Origin of the sequence: Mycobacterium sp. DL592 (assembly GCF_011694515.1) — a bacterium.
Taxonomy (GTDB): domain Bacteria; phylum Actinomycetota; class Actinomycetes; order Mycobacteriales; family Mycobacteriaceae; genus Mycobacterium.
Genome location: NZ_CP050192.1, coordinates 2780579 through 2798417, shown reverse-complemented (window position 1 = coordinate 2798417; position 17839 = coordinate 2780579). Strand labels below are relative to the sequence as shown.

At 66.1% G+C, this 17839-nt stretch carries 16 protein-coding genes; 9 read left to right on the top strand and 7 right to left on the bottom strand.

What is annotated here, in order from left to right:
• Nucleotides 1-31 precede the first annotated feature (31 nt).
• A complete protein-coding gene (locus tag HBE64_RS13430; protein WP_167102813.1) occupies nt 32-1954 on the top strand; it encodes an NAD(P)/FAD-dependent oxidoreductase in 1923 nt (640 codons plus the stop codon).
• Nucleotides 1951-2838 (top strand): SDR family NAD(P)-dependent oxidoreductase, encoded by an 888-nt coding sequence (locus HBE64_RS13425; protein ID WP_167102810.1) that lies wholly within the window; start codon nt 1951-1953, stop codon nt 2836-2838. The genes HBE64_RS13430 and HBE64_RS13425 overlap by 4 nt, the downstream gene beginning before the upstream one ends.
• Before the next feature lie 8 nt (nt 2839-2846).
• Here HBE64_RS13425 and HBE64_RS13420 read toward each other — a convergent pair whose 3' ends face one another.
• From HBE64_RS13420 to HBE64_RS13405, 4 genes are all read right to left on the bottom strand, one after another.
• Nucleotides 2847-3827, bottom strand: coding sequence for a Dabb family protein (locus tag HBE64_RS13420; protein ID WP_167102808.1), 981 nt, complete (start codon nt 3825-3827; stop codon nt 2847-2849).
• A gap of 66 nt (nt 3828-3893) precedes the next feature.
• Complete coding sequence (locus HBE64_RS13415) at nt 3894-4817, bottom strand: alpha/beta hydrolase (protein ID WP_167102805.1); 924 nt, start codon at nt 4815-4817, stop codon at nt 3894-3896.
• A complete protein-coding gene (locus HBE64_RS13410; protein WP_167102802.1) occupies nt 4814-5656 on the bottom strand; it encodes an IclR family transcriptional regulator in 843 nt (280 codons plus the stop codon). The genes HBE64_RS13415 and HBE64_RS13410 overlap by 4 nt, the downstream gene beginning before the upstream one ends.
• A 146-nt stretch (nt 5657-5802) precedes the next feature.
• Nucleotides 5803-6882, bottom strand: a complete 1080-nt coding sequence (locus tag HBE64_RS13405; RefSeq protein WP_167102799.1) for a ferredoxin--NADP reductase — start codon at nt 6880-6882, stop codon at nt 5803-5805.
• Between the two features lie 131 nt (nt 6883-7013).
• Here HBE64_RS13405 and HBE64_RS13400 point away from each other — a divergent pair, with 131 nt between their 5' ends.
• Nucleotides 7014-8642 (top strand): NAD(P)/FAD-dependent oxidoreductase, encoded by a 1629-nt coding sequence (locus tag HBE64_RS13400; RefSeq protein ID WP_167102797.1) that lies wholly within the window; start codon nt 7014-7016, stop codon nt 8640-8642.
• Between the two features lie 81 nt (nt 8643-8723).
• A complete protein-coding gene (locus HBE64_RS13395; protein ID WP_167102794.1) occupies nt 8724-9491 on the top strand; it encodes an SDR family oxidoreductase in 768 nt (255 codons plus the stop codon).
• Nucleotides 9492-9499: 8 nt separating this feature from the next.
• On the opposite strand, the gene HBE64_RS13390 is transcribed toward HBE64_RS13395, so the two are convergent.
• Entirely contained in the window at nt 9500-9991 is a 492-nt protein-coding gene (locus tag HBE64_RS13390; RefSeq protein WP_167102791.1) for a DUF302 domain-containing protein, read from the bottom strand.
• A gap of 4 nt (nt 9992-9995) precedes the next feature.
• Nucleotides 9996-11195, bottom strand: coding sequence for a thiolase family protein (locus HBE64_RS13385; protein WP_167102788.1), 1200 nt, complete (start codon nt 11193-11195; stop codon nt 9996-9998).
• Between the two features lie 94 nt (nt 11196-11289).
• On the opposite strand from HBE64_RS13385, the gene HBE64_RS13380 reads away from it, so the two are divergent.
• The 4 genes from HBE64_RS13380 to HBE64_RS13365 all read left to right on the top strand — a co-directional run bounded on the left by HBE64_RS13380 (nt 11290) and on the right by HBE64_RS13365 (nt 16726).
• Entirely contained in the window at nt 11290-11772 is a 483-nt protein-coding gene (locus HBE64_RS13380) for a helix-turn-helix domain-containing protein (RefSeq protein WP_167102786.1), read from the top strand.
• A gap of 36 nt (nt 11773-11808) precedes the next feature.
• Entirely contained in the window at nt 11809-13140 is a 1332-nt protein-coding gene (locus HBE64_RS13375; RefSeq protein ID WP_167102783.1) for a hypothetical protein, read from the top strand.
• Nucleotides 13141-13403: 263 nt separating this feature from the next.
• Complete coding sequence (locus tag HBE64_RS13370) at nt 13404-13832, top strand: MmpS family transport accessory protein (RefSeq protein ID WP_167109160.1); 429 nt, start codon at nt 13404-13406, stop codon at nt 13830-13832.
• The gene (locus HBE64_RS13365) at nt 13829-16726 is read left to right on the top strand and encodes an RND family transporter (RefSeq protein WP_167102780.1); all 2898 of its coding nucleotides are present in this window, start codon (nt 13829-13831) and stop codon (nt 16724-16726) included. The genes HBE64_RS13370 and HBE64_RS13365 overlap by 4 nt, the downstream gene beginning before the upstream one ends.
• A gap of 12 nt (nt 16727-16738) precedes the next feature.
• On the opposite strand, the gene HBE64_RS13360 is transcribed toward HBE64_RS13365, so the two are convergent.
• Nucleotides 16739-17056 carry a hypothetical protein gene (locus HBE64_RS13360; protein ID WP_167102777.1) on the bottom strand — a complete coding sequence of 106 codons (318 nt, stop codon included), beginning with the start codon at nt 17054-17056 and terminating at the stop codon, nt 16739-16741.
• 20 nt (nt 17057-17076) lie between these two features.
• On the opposite strand from HBE64_RS13360, the gene HBE64_RS13355 reads away from it, so the two are divergent.
• A complete protein-coding gene (locus HBE64_RS13355) occupies nt 17077-17814 on the top strand; it encodes a DUF389 domain-containing protein (RefSeq protein ID WP_167102774.1) in 738 nt (245 codons plus the stop codon).
• The last annotated feature ends 25 nt before the right edge of the window (nt 17815-17839 follow it).

Genomic DNA, 17839 nt, shown 5'->3' with positions numbered 1-17839 from the left:
CCGGCAGCCAGCGCTTCGATACTCAGCTGCTATGAGCATGGGAACACCTGCCGTCGCGCCGGGCACCGACGTCGACAAGGGCACGCTGCGGAGCCACCTGCTGCAGGCCGACCCCGGGGTATTGGTGGCAGTGCTGGCACAGATGACTGCTGACGCATCGGTTATCGACCGGTACGGCCCCAAAATCGACCACGTCCCCGACCCACCCGAACGCGCGGGTACGACCGACTCCGCCACGGCGGAAGCCCTGGCCGACGAGATCCTCGCCGCCCTCGAGCACCCGCGGCCCGGTGCTGCAGCAGCCGCAGTCGACCGTGAGCTGTTCGCCACGCTGCTGCCGATCGCACTGGGTACGGATGTCGACGATGAACAGGTCGATCTGCTTCTCGAACAGGGTGGTTTCCTGCCCTCACAGCCCACGCTGCCCCGGACCACGCCGATTCCGCCGACGACCACGATGGCCATCATCGGCGCCGGTATCGCCGGAATCGCGGTCGCGTTGGCGGCCGCCGAAGAGGGCGTGCACTTCGAGATCTACGACCGCAACGATGACGTCGGTGGCACGTGGCTGACCACAAACTATCCGGGTATCGGCGTGGATACGCCGTCGGCGTACTACTCGCTGTCCCGGGAGGTCAACCCGGACTGGTCGAACTACTACCCGCAGGGCGCGGAATACCAGGCCTATCTGGTGGCGCTGGCCGACAAGCACGACCTGCGTCGCCACATCCGATTCGGCACCGAGGTCGAAGCACTGTGGTGGGACGAGCAGCACCAGCACTGGCAGATCCATACGCGTGCCGCCGACGGCGCCCGCAGCATCGACTACGCCCGCGTCGTCGTCACCGCGGCCGGCTACCTGAACCGGCCGCGATTCCCCGACCTGAAAGGCCGAGATACCTTCTCCGGTCGCAGTATTCACTCGGCACGGTGGGACCCTGCGCTGAGCCTAGCGGGTAAGAGAGTGGCCGTCATCGGAGCGGGGTGCACCGCTGTGCAGATCGTCGACGCCTGCGTCGACGACGTTGAGCACCTCACTATTTTCCAACGTCAGCCGCATTGGGTGGCCCCCCGCAGGCGGCTCTCCGACGAGGTGCCCGAACACCGCCGCTACCTGGGACGGGTGCTGCCCTTCTACGCGATGTGGCACCGGCTCAAGTCGTACTGGGCCACCGCCGACAACAACTACCCGATCATCCTGCAAGATCCCGAGTGGTCGCAGACGCACCTGTCGATCTCTGCGGCCAACGATGTGTTGCTGCAGATCTGTCTGGACTACATCGACCGCACGTTCGGCGCCGGAAGCGAACTGGCGCGCAAGGTCACTCCCGACTTCGCGCCCTATGGCAAGCGCATCATCCGGGACCCGGGCGGTTACTACACCGCATTGACGCGCGATCACGTCGATGTCGAAGCCAGTGAGCCCGCCGAGGTCAACGCCGACGGCATTCGGACCGTCGACGGCCGTCAGATCGACCTGGATGTCATCATCTATGCCACCGGTTACCATCTCGACTTCCTGTCGACCATCGACATCCGCGGCCGCAACGGCAAGACCTTGGCGGGAGAGTGGGGTGACAGTCCACGCGCCTACCGGGGCGGAACCGTCCCCGGCTTCCCGAACCTGTTCATCACATCGGCGCCCAACTACAGTCCCGGACATGGGGCGGGCGCCAACTTCTCGATGGAGGTGCTTGCGCACTTCATCGTGGAGTGCTTGCAGCTCATGGCATTACGCGACGCCACGACGATAGAGGTCACTCAGGGTGCCTTCGACGACTACGTCGCCGGGATCGACGAGGCGATGCAGCGCACCGTCTGGTGCCATACCCCCAATGCCCACACCTACTACCGGTCGGAATCGGGCCGCGTCGTGGTGGCCACCCCCTACCGACTGGTTGATCTGTGGCGCCAGCACCGGGCGCCCATCGAAGAGGACTTCATCCTGCAATGAGTCAGATCCTCGCCGGCAGAACGGCCTTGGTGACGGGAAGCAGTCGAGGAATCGGCCGCGCGATCGCTCAGCGACTGGCTGCCGAAGGCGCCACCGTCGCGGTCACGGCGCGGGCCTACACGCCGTCGCCGTCACGGCGTTCCGGGATGAGCGAAGCATTGCCCGGCACCATCGAGGAGACGATCGCGCTCATCGAGGATGCCGGCGGCGAAGCTTTCGGTCTCGCTGCCGACCTCGACGATCACGCGGCGCGCGACGGCCTGATCGATGCGGTGGTGCAGCGTAACGGCCGCATCGACATCCTGGTCAACAATGCCGGCTATGCCGACTATTCGGTGGTCGAGAACATGTCCATGGCGACCTTCGATCGAACCGTCGAGCACTACCTCAGGACGCCGTTCGCGTTGACGAAAGCCGCTGTGCCACATATGCGCCGACAGGGTGCGGGATGGATCGTCAACATCGGATCGGTCACGGGGGTGGCGCCGGTCCGGCCCTACCGTGACTACAACAAGACTGCCGGGGACGTGATCTACGCGTCGTGCAAGGCCGCGTTGCACCGCCTCACCCAAGGTGTCGCCGCCGAACTGCTCGACGCCAACATCGCCGTGAATTGTGTCGCTCCGTCGACGGCGGTTCGCACGCCCGGCGCTGCGGCGCTGATACCGGACAGCTTTCCCACCGAGCCGGTGGAGTACCTGGCCGAGACCGTCCTGTCGATGTGTCACCTCCCGGCAGAACAACGAACGGGACTGGTGGCCTTCAGCTTGCACTACGCCTGGTCCCAGGGCCTTGCAGTGCATTCCCTCGACGGGCTTGCCACGTTGGCGCCGTTGGAGCCACCGACGACGGCGAATCCGAACATCCGTCCCGCCGGGTACTGACGGCTACATCAGAGAACCGCCGATCCCATCTCGCAGAAGCTGTGACACACCCGGTCTCGGACGATCATGTCGGTCGTCTCGGGATCGAACCAGCGATCCACCACCGCCCAGTGAACGGGGTGCATCAGGTACGGGCCCATCAGGCCCGCGACGTCGGTGAATTCCTGCTCGAAGACGTGGGTCCACCCAGTGGTGCCGATCGCCTCGTCGACTCGGCTGAGCTGCCATGACTGAATCGTGGGCACGAAGCGGGGCATCATCGCCAGTTCATGTTCGAACGCGGTGACGACGTCGGTGGATACGTCCGGCGGCACACGCAGTAGCAGCGTTCGGTACACGGTGCCGGTGCCGCGGCGACGCGGTGTTCCGCGGTAGGTCACGCCGTTGACGTTCGTGATCGCCCCGTCGCGCAGGACATCGTCGAAATTGCACTCTGCCCAGGCCGGCTGGTCTCGGAACCGCAGGTGCACCAGAATGTCGCCCCCATTGCGCGAACCGGTCAACGTCGGCGCTACCAGCGCCCGCTGCGCACCACTGGACTCGGTTGCCTGCCGCAGCATGGCGAGTACCCGCTCGCGCTCGGACTCGATCACATCAAGCAATCGGGTGACCCCCACCGTCTCGGTACCGGGCGAGTCGGGCAGTGCCACAGGGGTTTCCGCGTCACCGATGTCCGCGGCGCGCGACGCCACACTGCGGCTGCGCTCGCTCACCAGGTGGGAGATGTCCTGCCACCAGCGAGCCACCGTCGGATCGGGTCGAGCGCGCCACGTCATCTGCCACCAGGCCTGCGGGCTGGGCAGAGTCCAGGTGATAGTCACGACGTTGGGCCGGTCGTCGGACAGCATCGGTGGGCTCACCACGACATCGCGCAGATCCATCCCACGATCGCGAGCGCCTGGGACGTAGCCGGACAGGTAGGCGTCGATGAAGGCCCGTGCACAGCCCGGGGCGGTCACGACGCGGTCGATGACGAACACCTCGGCCATGGGCGCGAGATTACGGTTGGCGACCGGCGTCATGCCCTGGTGCTCCCGGCCATCGGGAGATCACCGTCACCGGTTGAGCACGTCACCCAGCGATCGACTGGCTTCCCGGCGAGCACGGTGGGCGATATCGAGCACGGGCATCGTCATGAAGCCATGAATGCCGCCCTCGTAGGAGCACTGGGTGGTCGGTACCCCGGCTGCTGTCAACGCGTTCGCGTAGGCGATGCCCTCGTCGCGCAAGGGATCATGGCCGGCCAGCACGATGATCGACGGTGGCAGACCGGTCAGATCCGCCTGCAGCGGTGAGGCATAGGGATGTTGACGATCCTCGACCGCGGGCACGTACTGATCCCAGTACCACTGCAGCGCCGGGCGAGGATTGTAGAAGCCCCGGCCATACCGGCGATAAGACTCGGTATCGAAGTCGGCTGCGATCACCGGATACAGCAGCAGCTGTGCGGCGATGGCCGGCGAGCCGTGGTCGCGCGCCATCACTGCGGTCACTGCGGCGAGGTTGCCGCCTGCGCTGTCGCCGCCTACCGCAATTCTGGTGGCATCACCGCCCAGTTCGGCGGCGTGTGCGGCGGCCCATCGGGTGGCGGCCAGCATATCTTCGGCCGCGGTGGGCCATCGATGTTCGGGCGCGAGCCGATAGCCGACCGAGACCACAACGGCGGGAATGAGATTGGCCAGATTGCGACACAAGCCGTCATGGCTGTCGAGGTCGCAGAACACGAACCCGCCGCCGTGGGCGTAGACGAGTATCGGCAAGGAATCGCTGGAGGCGGGCCGGTATACCCGGACCCCGACGCGGCCACCCGGTACGTCGACCTGGTGGCCGGTGACCTGGAAGACGGGTTCGGGGTCGGGGTTGGGGACAAAGCGGCTGCGGATCGCCGCGCGGGCCTGGGCGCCGGTCATCGTGTGCACCGGCGGGAATCCCGCGTCGAGGGTCTCGACCAGGGCGGCGATCTGAGGATCGAGCGTCACGCCGGTTGTAGCGCTGCCGAATCCCGCGGCGTGACGGGGCGCGGCCCCGGACGCAGCGGGCGCAGCGGCTGCAGTGTCGGAGCGACACAGCCGGGACCGTCATGAGCGCTGCGCCAGATACCCATCGCCGTCATTCGCACCGGCGCCACCAGCCGGCCGTCGAATGTCATCCGGCTCATCGGGCCACAGACCGACACCGCGGCCACCGCCCGCCCGGCCGGGCCGATGGGCGCAGCAACGCAACCGAAGCCGGGAATCGATTCTTCACGCTCGAAAGCCGCCCCGTGGGCGCGCACCCTTTCCAACTCGGCGACCAACTGTGGAGTCGTGGCGATCGAGAAGCGTGTCCGGCGATCGGACAGGTCGACCTCGGTGATGTCGTTGTCGGCGAGGATTGCTTTGCCGACCGCCGTACAGTGCGCCGGTTGACGCCCACCGACGCGGGTGGGGATCGCCGCTGCCATGTGATCGCCGATCTTCTCCAGATACACCACGTCGGAGCCATCCAGGACGGCCAGGTGGACGACCAGTCCTGTGGCTCGGTGCAGATCTCGCAACAACGGGATGGCGGCTCGGTGAATGCGGTCCTGGTGCAGCGCCAACGATCCCAGCTCGACCAGGCGCATCCCCAACTCGTAGTCGCGGCCGTCGCGGCGCAGCCAGCGCAGCGCGACCATGCGTTCGAGCATGCGGTGCGCCGACGACCGCGGCAGCCCGGTGCGACGTACGACCTGTGCCAGTGTCAGCCGCCCCGGCCCGTCGAAGGAGTCCAGAACCAGCGAAATCCGGTCGATGACGGCGCTCGGCGTCTCGCCGGCCTTCTCGACAGCCGTTGTCATGAGGCCCTCCTAGTTCCAGCGGCATGCCAGCCCGCTATATGACTATTAGTCATATAGTTCTAGCACAGCGTTGTGGGCGCTGTCACACGAAACGCCGGGTGAGAATTGGCGCCGGCTCCGCGGAAGAATCTGGTGGGGCACTGATTTCAGAATTCGATGTGGAGGTCGTCGGAGACCGGCCTGGCCTGGCAGCCCAAGATCAGCCCGTCAGCGAGGTCTTCCGGCTCGAGAATCCCGCAACTGGCCATGTCCACCTCGCCATGCACCACGGTCGCAGCGCACGACCCGCACCGACCCTCCTTGCACGAGTACGGCACGTCGATCCCGGCGGCGATCATGGTGTCGACCAGCGTCGTATGCCGGGGCCAACGCAGATGGTGGCTCGCTCCGTCCACGTCGAGCCGGACGCTGGCAGCATCGCTTCCGCCTGGATCAGTGACCAGTGGGCTGGCACTGTCGGTGAACGGATCGCCGGCCAGCGAGCGGAACACTTCGACATGGACCCGCTCTCGGGGCACACCCGCATCGGTTAGTGCCTCCCTGATCACCGTCATGAATGGCGCGGGTCCACAGATGAAGGATTCGAGCGCCGCCGAACCGGCGACAACGGCACGGGTGAACCCACTCAGCTGTGCGCGGGTGGGAAGGCCTTGTACGGACTCCAGCCAGTGCAGCACCGTCAACCGCCCGGCGTAGCGCGCGGCCAGCTCGCGTAACTCGGCGGCGAAGATGACCGAGCGCTCATCGCGGTTGGCGTAGCACAGCACGGCTCGGCCCGAACCTGCCGCCAAGACCGATTTCAGGATCGACATCACCGGCGTGATGCCACTGCCAGCGGCCCACAGCAGGAAATCCGCATCCAGGTCAGCCGGGGTGAAGGCTCCCGACGGTGGCAGCACTTCGATGGAGGTGCCTGGAATTGCGTTGTCGCACAGCCAGTTCGACGCATAGCCGTCAGCGGTCCGTTTGACCGTCACCTTCGGTTTCGAATCGGTGTGCGGTGAGCTGGCGAGCGAATAGCAGCGAGCAACCGAACCGGTCAGATCGCTGGGTACTCGAAGGGTCAAGAACTGCCCGGGCCGATACGCGAACCGATCCCGTTGATCGTCGGGGACGGCGAACACCAGCGAGCAGGCGTCGGCGCTCTCCGCGATGACATCACACACCGTCACCCGCACGCCGCGCCCTAAGGTGACCTTCCCGTTGCTGTTATCGACGTCGGACATGGGCGCCGATTCTGGCCCGCCGGGTGTTCGCCGCCAATCCGATCGGCCGATGGCCGGGACGTGGGGTCTGGGCGTCCGGTGACCGGGAGGCACCCGCAACGGGAGGGCCGGGGCCACCTACCGTTCGGCGCGTGAGCAGTGGATCGAAGTCCCATGTTGACGTCGTCGTGGTGGGGGCCGGGTTTGGCGGCCTCTATGCCCTGCACAAGTTCCGCTCGCAGGGACTGTCGGTGCGGGTGTTCGAAGCCGCACCCGACGTGGGAGGCACCTGGTACTACAACCGTTACCCGGGTGCGCGCTGTGATGTGGAAAGCGTGGACTACTGCTACTCGTTCTCCGACGAGTTGCAACAGGAGTGGACCTGGACGGAGAAGTACGCCACCCAAACCGAGATCTTGGCCTACATCAACTGGGTCGCCGACAAGCTCGATCTGCGGCGCGACATCACCTTCGGCACCCGGGTGACGGGTGCGGTGCTTGACGAGCAGACGTTGCGGTGGACGGTGCGCACCGACGCCGGCGAGAGTGTCGAGGCACGCTTCGTCGTGATGGCCACCGGCCCACTCTCAGCAGCCCTCACCCCGGACATCACCGGCCTGGAAACCTTCCGGGGCGAGGTCTACCACACTGCGCACTGGCCGCACGAGGGCGTCGACTTCACCGGCAAACGCGTCGCCATCATCGGCACCGGATCCTCAGGCGTCCAATCCATTCCGATCATCGCTGACCAAGCGCAACAGCTGTACGTGTTCCAACGCACGCCGAACTACAGCGTGCCGGCGGGCAACCGGCCCTTAACGGCAGAAGAGATAGCCGACATCAAGGCCAACTACGCCGAGCGGCGGCGGCTGTCGTGGCGCAGTGGCGGTGGCTCACCGCATGCCGCCCATCCGAAGCTGACGATGGAGGCCACGCCCGAGGAACGCAGGGCAGCGTTCCAAAAGCGTTGGGAGCTCGGCGGCGTGCTGTTCTCGAAGACCTTCGCCGATCAGATGGTGTCCCTGGAAGCCAACGACGAGGCGCGCAGATTCTACGAAGAGAAGATCCGATCCGTGATCGACGATCCAGAACTCGCGGACTTGCTGATCCCGACCGACCATCCGATCGGCACCAAACGAATCTGCACCGATTCCAACTACTTCCAGACGTTCAACCGGCCCAACGTCCGGCTCGTCAGTGTCCGAAACACCCCGATCGAAGCGATCGATGAGACGGGGATCGCCACCACAGAAGCGCACTTCGCGATCGACGTGCTGGTGCTGGCCACCGGCTTCGATGCCATGACGGGCGCGCTGGCCAAGATCGACATCGTCGGCCGCAATGGCCAGCGGTTAATCGACGACTGGTCCAGTGGACCGCGCACGTATCTGGGATTGGGAACCGATGGTTTTCCCAATCTGTTTCTGGTGTCCGGGCCAGGTGCACCGGCAGTGTTGGCCAATATGGTGCTCCATGCCGAGGCTCACGTGAACTGGATCGCCGATGTCATCGGATACCTCGACACTCACGGCTACAGCGGGATCGAGCCGAGCGCCGGCGCCGTGGAGAACTGGATGGCGGACTGCGCGCAGCGCGCTGAGGCGACGCTGTTCACCAAGGCGAATTCCTGGTACGTGGGCGCGAACGTGCCCGGTAAGCCTCGGCAATTCATGCTGTTCATCGGCGGCTTCGGGACGTACCTCGACATCTGCAGCGAAGTGGCCGCGGCCGGCTACAAAGGATTCGACCTTCTCAAGGCGCCGTCGTCGACGCGGGCCTGACCCAGAAGACGGCCTGAACGGTAGCTCGGTCGGTAAGAATGCGTTCATCGCTAAGCCCAAGGAGAGGAAGGTTGTCCTGACATGGCCGATTCACTGCGGGGCAAGGTCGTTCTGGTCACCGGTGGTGCCAGGGGCATGGGCGCGGCGTTCGCGCGGATGGTGGTCGATCGCGGCGGGCAGGTGGTGATCGCCGACGTGCTCGACGACGAGGGTGCAGCTGCTGCGGCCGAACTCGGGCCCGCCGCGCGCTACGTCGCACTCGACGTCACCGACCGCGAACGCTGGAGCGTCGTGGTGGATTTCGCGGTCGCCGAGTTCGGGTCGCTGACCGGGTTGGTCAACAATGCCGGGGTGTCGACGGGGCAGTTCATCGAGCACGAACCCGTCGACCACTTCCGGTCGGTCCTGGAGGTCAACCTCACCGGTGTTTTCAATGGAATCCAGTCCGTCATCGCGCCGATGCGGGCTGCCGGTGGTGGCTCGATTGTGAACATCTCGTCGGCCGCGGGACTGATGGGACTGCCCCTGACCGCCGGGTACGGCGCGTCGAAATGGGGCGTGCGGGGCCTGACCAAGGTCGCCGCTGTCGAACTGGGCGCCGACCGGATCAGGGTGAACTCGGTGCACCCCGGCATGGTGTACACACCGATGACCTCAGGCATCGGAATCCAGTTGGGGGAGGGCAACTTCCCCGGGGCACCAATGGAACGCATCGGCGCCCCCGAGGAAGTCGCCGGGGCGGTCGGGTACTTGCTCTCCGACGACGCCGCCTACACGACAGGATCGGAGATCGCCGTCGACGGCGGCTGGACCGCCGGGCCGACCGTGCGCTCGATGATGGGCGGGTGACGCAGGCGCTAGCCGGTTACCCTGGTGGCGAGTGCGGCCAGCTTGTCATCGAGTTCGATTGCAGCACTGAGTAATTCCTGGTTGGGTGTCACCACCATCAGCGATGAGGGTTTGACGTAGGTCAGGCTGCTGCCCCCGCCGTCCTCATCGAGGAGCAAAACCTCGACGGGGGCGAACAAGCCGGCCGTCAGGTCGTGGCGCAGCATCGTGATCGCGATGAGCGGGTTGCCGAGGATGACCCGCATCGCCTTGCGCTCGATGCCTGCCTTGGGGATCCACCCGCCATGGTCGAGCAATCCGAACAACATGAATCCGCTTGGGCCCAAATGTGCCTCGATCGCATCCCGGTATGACGCCCAGTCGGGGCTGGCCGCCGTGATCTCCTCGATGGGGGCGCGCTGCTCGCCGATGTCGGCGAGCAGCGCGCCCAGCAGTTCGTCGTAACTCTTGGCGCTGTCGTGGCGGACCCGTACGCCATGGAACCCGATCTCGGTCGGCATGGGCTCAGAGTCGCTCGATGATGGTGGCGTTGGCCATGCCGCCACCCTCGCACATCGTCTGCAGGCCGTAGCGTCCGCCGCGCTGTTCCAACGCGTTGACCAACGTCGTCGTGATGCGGGCACCGCTGGCCCCCAAGGGGTGCCCGATGGCGATGGCGCCGCCGTTGACGTTGGTCTTAGAAAGGATATCGGCGTCAGGTCCTCCGCCGATCTCCTTGGCCCATGCCAGCACCACCGGGGCGAACGCCTCGTTGACTTCGAACAGGTCGATGTCGGCGATCGTCAGCCCGGCGCGCGCAAGCACCTTCTCGGTCGCGGGGATCACCCCGGTCAGCATGTACAGCGGATCGGAACCCACGACCGTGGTGGTGTGGATCCGCGCCAACGGCTTCCAGCCGTGTTTGCGCGCCACCTCACTGGTGGTGATGAGCACCGCGGCACTGCCGTCGGACAGGGGAGAGGAGTTGCCCGGGGTGATGTTCCAGCTGATCTGCGGAAACCGTTGGGCAACAGCCTCGTTGTAGAACGCCGGCTTGAGACCGGCCAGGGTGTCGACGGTCGTCCCGGGGCGGATGATCTCGTCGGTGTGTAGCCCCGCGATCGGTGCCAGCTCGTTGTCGAACAACCCGTCCTTGGTGGCGCGGGCGGCCTTCTCGTGGCTGGCCGCCGAGAACTCGTCGAGCTCGGTACGCGAGAGGTTCCAGCGCGCGGCGATCAACTCGGCACTGATGCCCTGGGGCACAAGACCTTCGGAGTACCGCTGCGCGAACGCGACACCGAACGGATCGCTGCCGGGCAGTACCGAGGTTCCCATCGGCACCCGGCTCATCGACTCCACGCCCGCGGCGATGACGATGTCGTAGGCGCCGGCGATCACACCCTGGGCGGCGAAGCTGATCGCCTGCTGGCTGCTGCCGCACTGGCGGTCGACGGTCGTGCCCGGCACCGACTCCGGGAACCCGGCGCCGAGCAGCGCATTGCGGGCGATGTTCACCGCCTGGTCGCCCACCTGGGTGACCGCACCGGCGATCACGTCGTCGATCTCGGCCGGGTCGACGCCGCTGCGCGACACCAGCTCCGTGAGGCTGTGCGCCAGCAGGTCGGCGGGCAGCACACCGTGCAGTGCACCGTCGGGCTTGCCCTTGCCCACCGGTGTGCGCACCGCTGCCACGATCACCGCGTCGCGCTCTGAGATTCCGGTCATGACGTCCTCCTGAAACTCCACTCTGAGTATTGTTTTATATACTCAGCTATACCACCTGGGTATACTTCAAACAACCCAGAGGGAGGTGACGTCGGTGACAGTCCTACAAGGGCCCCTGACCGACCGGAACAGCTGGTCAGCGGTGGGGAAGTGCCCGATCGAGAAGACCATGGCCGTGGTCGGCACCAAGTCGGCGATGTTGATCCTGCGCGAGGCCTACTACGGCACGACCAGGTTCGACGACTTCGCACGCCGGGTCGGTATCACCAAGGCCGCCACCTCCGCGCGGCTGACCGAGCTCGTCGACGCCGGCCTGCTGACCCGGCAGCCATACCGCGAGCCGGGCCAGCGGGTTCGCGACGAGTACGTCCTCACCGAAGCCGGCACCGACCTGATGCCCGTGGTGTGGGGGATGTTCGAGTGGGGCAGGCGCCACCTCGCCGAGGACACCCGGCTCCGGTTGACTCACCGCGGCTGCGACGCCGAGGCGACCGTCGAGATCCGCTGCGCCGAAGGGCATCGGGTACCACCCGAGGAAGTGGGTGTGTCGCTGCGGCGACGAAGCGGCACTGACTAACCGGGGGCCGGTGCGACCGCCGTCTAGCATGATCCGGTGGACAACCAGCTGGCCTATATCGATCAGGCGTCTTTCCTGGGCCTGCGTGCCCTCGGGCACAGCCCACAGGAACAGATCGCCTGGATCTACGACCACCCGATCGACATCGAGGCGGTGCGCCGCCTGCACGCCAATCTCGGCTACACACTGCTGGGTCGGCTGATCGAACGCTCACCCCTGCCGTTCGGGCGCCACCGCTGGGTCGCCGCACCACATCAGGCCGACCTCGACGTCGCGCCCGCCCCCAGACCGCGCGAGGAGCTGCTGGCCTGGCTCGACGAACAGATCTTCATCCCCATCGACCCCGAACACGGCCCTGCCTGGCGGCTGGCGGTCGTGGAGTTCACCGACGGCGGTGGCGCGGTGACGCTGATCTTCTCGCATTCGGTGGCCGACGCCAGCGGGGCGGTCCTGTCCCTCGTCGCTGCGCTGCACGGCCAGAAGATGGAACTCGGTTACCCGCCCGCACGATCGCGCCCGCTCGGACGCGCGCTGCGTGCGGACCTTCGCGAGATCGCGCGAGCTGTTCCGGAGATGGGCACAGCGGTCCGTGCGGCAGTCAAGCTGGGCCGCGAAGAGGCCGGTGGCCCCAAGTCGCCGGCGAACGCCAAGCCGCCGGTCGACCATTCACCCGGTGCGGGCGCGCTGACCCTCATCCCGACCGTGGCCGCCTATATCGACGCCGACGTGTGGGACGCCCGCGCCGCGAGCCTCGGTGGGACCAGTAACTCGCTGGTCGCCGGGGTTACAACCCGGCTCAGCAAGGCTCGGGGCCGGGTCGGACCCGACGGACTGGTGACAATCAACTTTCCGGTCAGCGAGCGGACGCTGACCGACACCAGGGCCAATGCCCTCACCGGAATGACCATCAAAGGCGACCCCGAGACCGTGACAGCCAACCTCGAGGGCCTGCGCACCAGCGTGCGGGAGGGATTCAAGGCCCTCGAGAAGGAAAGCAACAAGCTCATTGCACCGTTGCCGTTGACCCCGCTGACCTCCAAGCGCCTGCTGCGGCGGCTGGAGAAGATGACGACGGGTGGCGACAAGTCGGTGGGCTGCTCGAACGTCGGGCAGCTCCCGGACGACGTGAACAGGATCGACGGCACTGAGGCCGCGTCGTTCTGGGCGCGGGGCGTGGAATGGCCCGTCACCAGGGAAACGCTCGACCAGATCGGCGGTTCGCTGATGGTCGCGTCGCTGCGGATGACCGGCACGATCCTGTTGGTGGCCCAGGCCTGGCAGGCCGGTGGCCCCAACGACAAGAACGTGCTGGCCGAGCAGTTCGATCAGGCGCTCAAGGACTTCGGCGTCGAGGCGCGGCTGTTTTAGCGCTGTGAGCGGGCCCGGGCTGGGATTGACCCATGACGCTTGTCACACGGGCTAGGATCACACAACGGTTAGTTCTACTATGTAGCGGTGCTAACTGCAGCTGTGGAACCATGCCAGGGTGAACTGCAGGAAGCGGAGGGGGCCGGGTCATGAGTCTCGATAGCCACACCTACTCCTCGACGCCGTCGGAGGCGGAGCCCGCACCCGAAGCGCCGGAACCCGGTCACGCTGCCAAGCGTCCCGCCAAGCGGCGAGGTTGGCTGATGCGCGGCTTCCGCAAGGTCTGGCTGCCGGTGGTGATCCTGCTTGTCGTCGCGGTGGCCGCCTTCAGCGTCTACCGGCTGCACGGTGTCTTCGGTAAGACCGAGCTGACCCGCGCCGGTTCGGGGCTGGCCAACGACACCAAGCCGTTCAACCCGAAGACCGTCACCTACGAGATCTACGGGCCGCCCGGCACCGTCGCCACCGTGAACTACCTCGACCTCGACGCCACGCCCCAGATCGCGCGCGACGTCACCCTGCCGTGGTCGCTGACGCTGACCACCACCGCGCCCGCCGCCTCGGCCAACATCGTGGCCCAGGGCGACAGCGACACGATCGGCTGCCGCATCACCGTCAACGGTGAACTCAAGGACGAAAAGACCTCCACCGGTGTCAACGCCCAGACCTTCTGTCTGGTCAAGTCGGCATGATCACCCTCAATAAAAAAGAACGACCGCAGGCCGACGAGCACGGTAAACGCCCGCACATCGCGCAGTGGGTCCGGTGGCTGTCCGTCCCGATCATCCTCGGCTGGCTGGCGCTGACGGTCATCACCAACGTGGTGGTGCCCCAGGTCGAGGTCGTCGGCCAGGCGCAGTCGGTGCCGATGGCGGCTCCCGACGCCCCCTCGACCGTCGCGATGAACACGATCGGTAAGACGTTCAAGGAGTTCAACTCCAACACCTCAATCATGATCGTGCTGGAAGGCCAGCAGCCGCTGGGTGATTCGGCGCACAAGTACTACGACGAGATCATCAGCAAGCTCAACGCGGACAAGAAGCACGTCGAGCATGTCCAGGACTTCTGGAGTGATCCGCTGACCGCAGCAGGCTCACAAAGTGAGGACGGCAAGTCCGCCTACGTGCAGGTCTATCTCGCCGGCAACATGGGCGAAGGCCTGGCCAACGAGTCGGTCGAGGCGGCCAAGGCGATCGTGGCCAGCGTCCCGGCCCCGCCCGGAGTCAAGGCCTACGTCACGGGGCCGTCCGCACTGATCGCCGACACCCACATCGCCGGTGACCGCAGCCTGCAGCTGATCACCCTGCTGACCTTCGGCGTCATCACGGTGATGCTGCTGTTTGTGTACCGCTCGATCGCCACCGTGCTGCTGGCGATGTTCATGGTGTTCCTCCAACTCGCTGCGGCCCGTGGCGTGGTGGCCTTCCTCGGCCATCACCACCTCATCGGCCTGTCGACGTTCGCCGTCAACCTGCTCACCATGCTGGCCATCGCCGCCGGCACCGACTACGTCATCTTCCTGTTCGGCCGCTACCAGGAAGCCCGGGCCAAAGGCGCCGACAAAGAGTCCGCCTACTACGAGATGTTCCACGGCACCGCCCATGTGATCCTCGGGTCGGGCCTGACCATCGCCGGTGCCATGCTCTGCCTGCACTTCACCCGCAGCCCGATGTTCAGCTCGATGGGTATACCGCTGTTCATCGGCATGCTCGTCGTCGTCAGCGCGGCGATGACGCTGGGGCCGTCGGTGGTGACAGTGGCCAGTCGCTTCGGCCGCCTGGAACCCAAACGCGCTTCGCGTGAACGCTTTTGGCGACGCATCGGCACCGCCGTCGTTCGCTGGCCCGGGCCGATCCTGGTGGCCACCACCGCGTTGTGCCTCATTGGTCTGCTCGCGCTGCCCGGATATCGCACCGACTACAACGACCGGCACTACCTGCCGGCGGACATCCCGGCCAGCGAGGGCTTCGCCGCCGCCGAACGGCACTTCCCAGCAGCCCGGCTCAGCCCCGAGCTGCTGATGCTGCAGAGCGACCACGACCTGCGGAACTCCGCGGACTTCCTGGTGATCGACCGGGTGGCCAAAGCCATGTTCCACACCCCGGGCATCGGGCGGGTGCAGACCATTACCCGCCCGCTCGGTTCGCCCATCGAGCACAGCTCGATTCCGTTCCTGCTGGGCATGCAGGGCACGACGCAGACCCTGAACCAGTCGTATCTCGACGACCGGATGAAGGACATGCTCAAGATGGGTGACGACATGAACGTCTCCATTGCGACCATGACGCAGATGTACGACCTGATGGGCGACCTCAACGCCACCACCCACAGCATGGTCGGCAAGATGGACCTGACGCTGGCCGACATCCAGACGCTGCGCAACCACATCGCCGATTTCGACGACTTCTTCCGGCCGATCCGCAACTACCTCTACTGGGAACCGCACTGCTTCGACATCCCGATGTGCTGGTCGATCCGGTCGGTGTTCGACACCCTCGACGGCATCGACACGATGACAGACGACTTCCAGAGCCTGGTGCCCAACCTGCATCAGCTCGACATCCTGACCGCTCAGATGCGCACCCTGATGCCGCCGATGATCGAGACGATGAAGTCGATGCGGACCATGCAGCTGACGATGCAGAGCACGCAGGCCGGCATGTACGACCAACTCGCGGCCCAGCAGGAAAACCAGAGCGCGATGGGCAAGGCCTTCGACACGGCCAAGAACGACGACTCCTTCTATCTGCCGCCGGAAGCCTTTGACAACCCCGACTTCCAGCGCGGTATGAAGATGTTCCTGTCGCCGGACGGAAAAGCGGTGCGGTTCATCATCTCTCATGAGGGTGATCCGATGTCACCGGAAGGCCTCAGCCACGTCGACCCGATCAAAAACGCGGCATTCGAAGCCATCAAGGGCACCCCGCTGGAGGGTTCCAAGATCTACCTCGCCGGGACCGCAGCCAGCTACAAGGACATGCAGGACAGCGCCAACTACGACCTGATGATCGCCGGAATCGCCGCGCTGTGCCTGATTTTCATCATCATGCTGATCATCACCCGGGCGGTGGTCGCCGCCGCGGCCATCGTCGGCACCGTGCTGCTGTCGCTGGGGACGTCGTTCGGTCTGTCGGTGTTGGTGTGGCAGGACCTGATCGGCCGCCCGCTGCACTGGATGGTGCTGGTGATGTCGGTGATCATCCTGCTTGCCGTCGGGTCGGACTACAACCTGCTGCTGGTGGCCCGGCTCAAGGAAGAGGTCGGTGCCGGCATCAACACCGGCATCATCCGCGCGATGGGCGGTAGCGGTTCGGTGGTCACCTCGGCCGGTCTGGTGTTCGCGGTGACGATGGCGGCGATGGCGTTCAGCGAGCTGACCATCCTCGCCCAGGTCGGCACCACGATCGGCATGGGCCTGCTGGTCGACACCCTGGTGATCCGCTCGTTCATGACACCGTCGATCGCCGCGCTGTTGGGCCGCTGGTTCTGGTGGCCTCAGCGGGTCCGCCCGCGTCCGGCGCCCAGCCCATGGCCGCAGGCGAAAACCGATTCGGCGCAACCTATTTCGGCTGAGTCTTCGGCGTAGCGCTGAGCGCTATCACTTCATGGCGTTGCGGGCGCCGTCTACACAGCCGTGCTCGTACTTCCCCGTGCTGTGCTGGGCCGCGGCCCGGTCGCGGCAGTACGCGGCGATGGACTCTTCGTGGGCCTGGTAGCCGCCTTCGTGAACCCAACGCTGACCGTCGGTGTAGCCGGCCCAGTACGAGGAGTCCTTGCGCTCGGACACCAGCGTGAACACCCCCAGGAGAACAGCGAACACGACGATCACCAGCAAGGTGACGACCCACTGTTTGGCCAGCCACGGCCGCAATCGTTGCGGTACCCAGCGATGCACGGCTCCGATTCTCGCACTCATCGCGAAGTAGTCTCGCGGATGTGCTGCATCTGCGGGTGATTGCTCCGGTCGATCTGCGCGACGAGGTGGTCGGTGTCCTGAGACGCCGCGCCGGCGTGACGCATCTGGTCGTGCATCGCGACGCGGCGCTGGAACCCGCCGGCGACGAGATCAGCGCTGACATCGCCAGGGAGAGCGCCAATGACGTCGTCGACGACCTCAAGGCACTCGGCCTGCGCAACCGCGGCGCGATAACCCTCGATGTCGTCGACACCGTCGTCTCGACCGCGGCCTACCGGGCCGAGAAGGAGGCCGACGGCGACCCGGGCGACGCCATCGTGTGGGAAGAACTCGCCGCCCGCACCCGCGAAGAGTCCACGCTCAACGTCACGTTCCTGTTGTTCCTGTGCCTGGCGTGCATGATCGCCGCCGTCGGTGTCGTCACCGACTCACCGGTGACCGTCGTCGGCGCGATGGTCGTCGGCCCCGAGTTCGGGCCGCTGGCCGCGCTGGCGTTCGCGTTGCTGGCCGGTGCCGCGGGAATGCTGTCGCTGGTATCCGCGAAATCGGCCGCGCTGGTAGGTGTGTTCATCTCGGTGACCACGGTGCCCGCCGCCGGCTTCGCCGTCGTCGCGGCGTCGGTGGGGGATTGGGACATCGCCGCCGAGTCGACCGCTCAGCTGCTGCTCAACCTGGTCGGGATCACCGTGGCCGGCGTGCTGGTGCTGGCGGTTCGGCGCCGCCACGCCAGCCGGCCTCGGCTGGTTCGGGCACGCTGAGCGGTGGCCCGCTGCGCGTGCAGCC

What these genes read in the sequence shown, in the direction of transcription:
- HBE64_RS13370 (WP_167109160.1), top strand. Translation starts at nt 13,404, where the DNA reads ATGCGCGGCTTCCGCAAGGTCTGGCTGCCGGTGGTGATCCTGCTTGTC.
- HBE64_RS13420 (WP_167102808.1), bottom strand. Translation starts at nt 3,827, where the DNA reads ATGGCCGAGGTGTTCGTCATCGACCGCGTCGTGACCGCCCCGGGCTGT.
- HBE64_RS13405 (WP_167102799.1), bottom strand. Translation starts at nt 6,882, where the DNA reads ATGTCCGACGTCGATAACAGCAACGGGAAGGTCACCTTAGGGCGCGGC.
- HBE64_RS13360 (WP_167102777.1), bottom strand. Translation starts at nt 17,056, where the DNA reads ATGAGTGCGAGAATCGGAGCCGTGCATCGCTGGGTACCGCAACGATTG.
- HBE64_RS13385 (WP_167102788.1), bottom strand. Translation starts at nt 11,195, where the DNA reads ATGACCGGAATCTCAGAGCGCGACGCGGTGATCGTGGCAGCGGTGCGC.
- HBE64_RS13390 (WP_167102791.1), bottom strand. Translation starts at nt 9,991, where the DNA reads ATGCCGACCGAGATCGGGTTCCATGGCGTACGGGTCCGCCACGACAGC.
- HBE64_RS13425 (WP_167102810.1), top strand. Translation starts at nt 1,951, where the DNA reads ATGAGTCAGATCCTCGCCGGCAGAACGGCCTTGGTGACGGGAAGCAGT.
- HBE64_RS13430 (WP_167102813.1), top strand. Translation starts at nt 32, where the DNA reads ATGAGCATGGGAACACCTGCCGTCGCGCCGGGCACCGACGTCGACAAG.
- HBE64_RS13365 (WP_167102780.1), top strand. Translation starts at nt 13,829, where the DNA reads ATGATCACCCTCAATAAAAAAGAACGACCGCAGGCCGACGAGCACGGT.
- HBE64_RS13410 (WP_167102802.1), bottom strand. Translation starts at nt 5,656, where the DNA reads ATGACAACGGCTGTCGAGAAGGCCGGCGAGACGCCGAGCGCCGTCATC.
- HBE64_RS13395 (WP_167102794.1), top strand. Translation starts at nt 8,724, where the DNA reads ATGGCCGATTCACTGCGGGGCAAGGTCGTTCTGGTCACCGGTGGTGCC.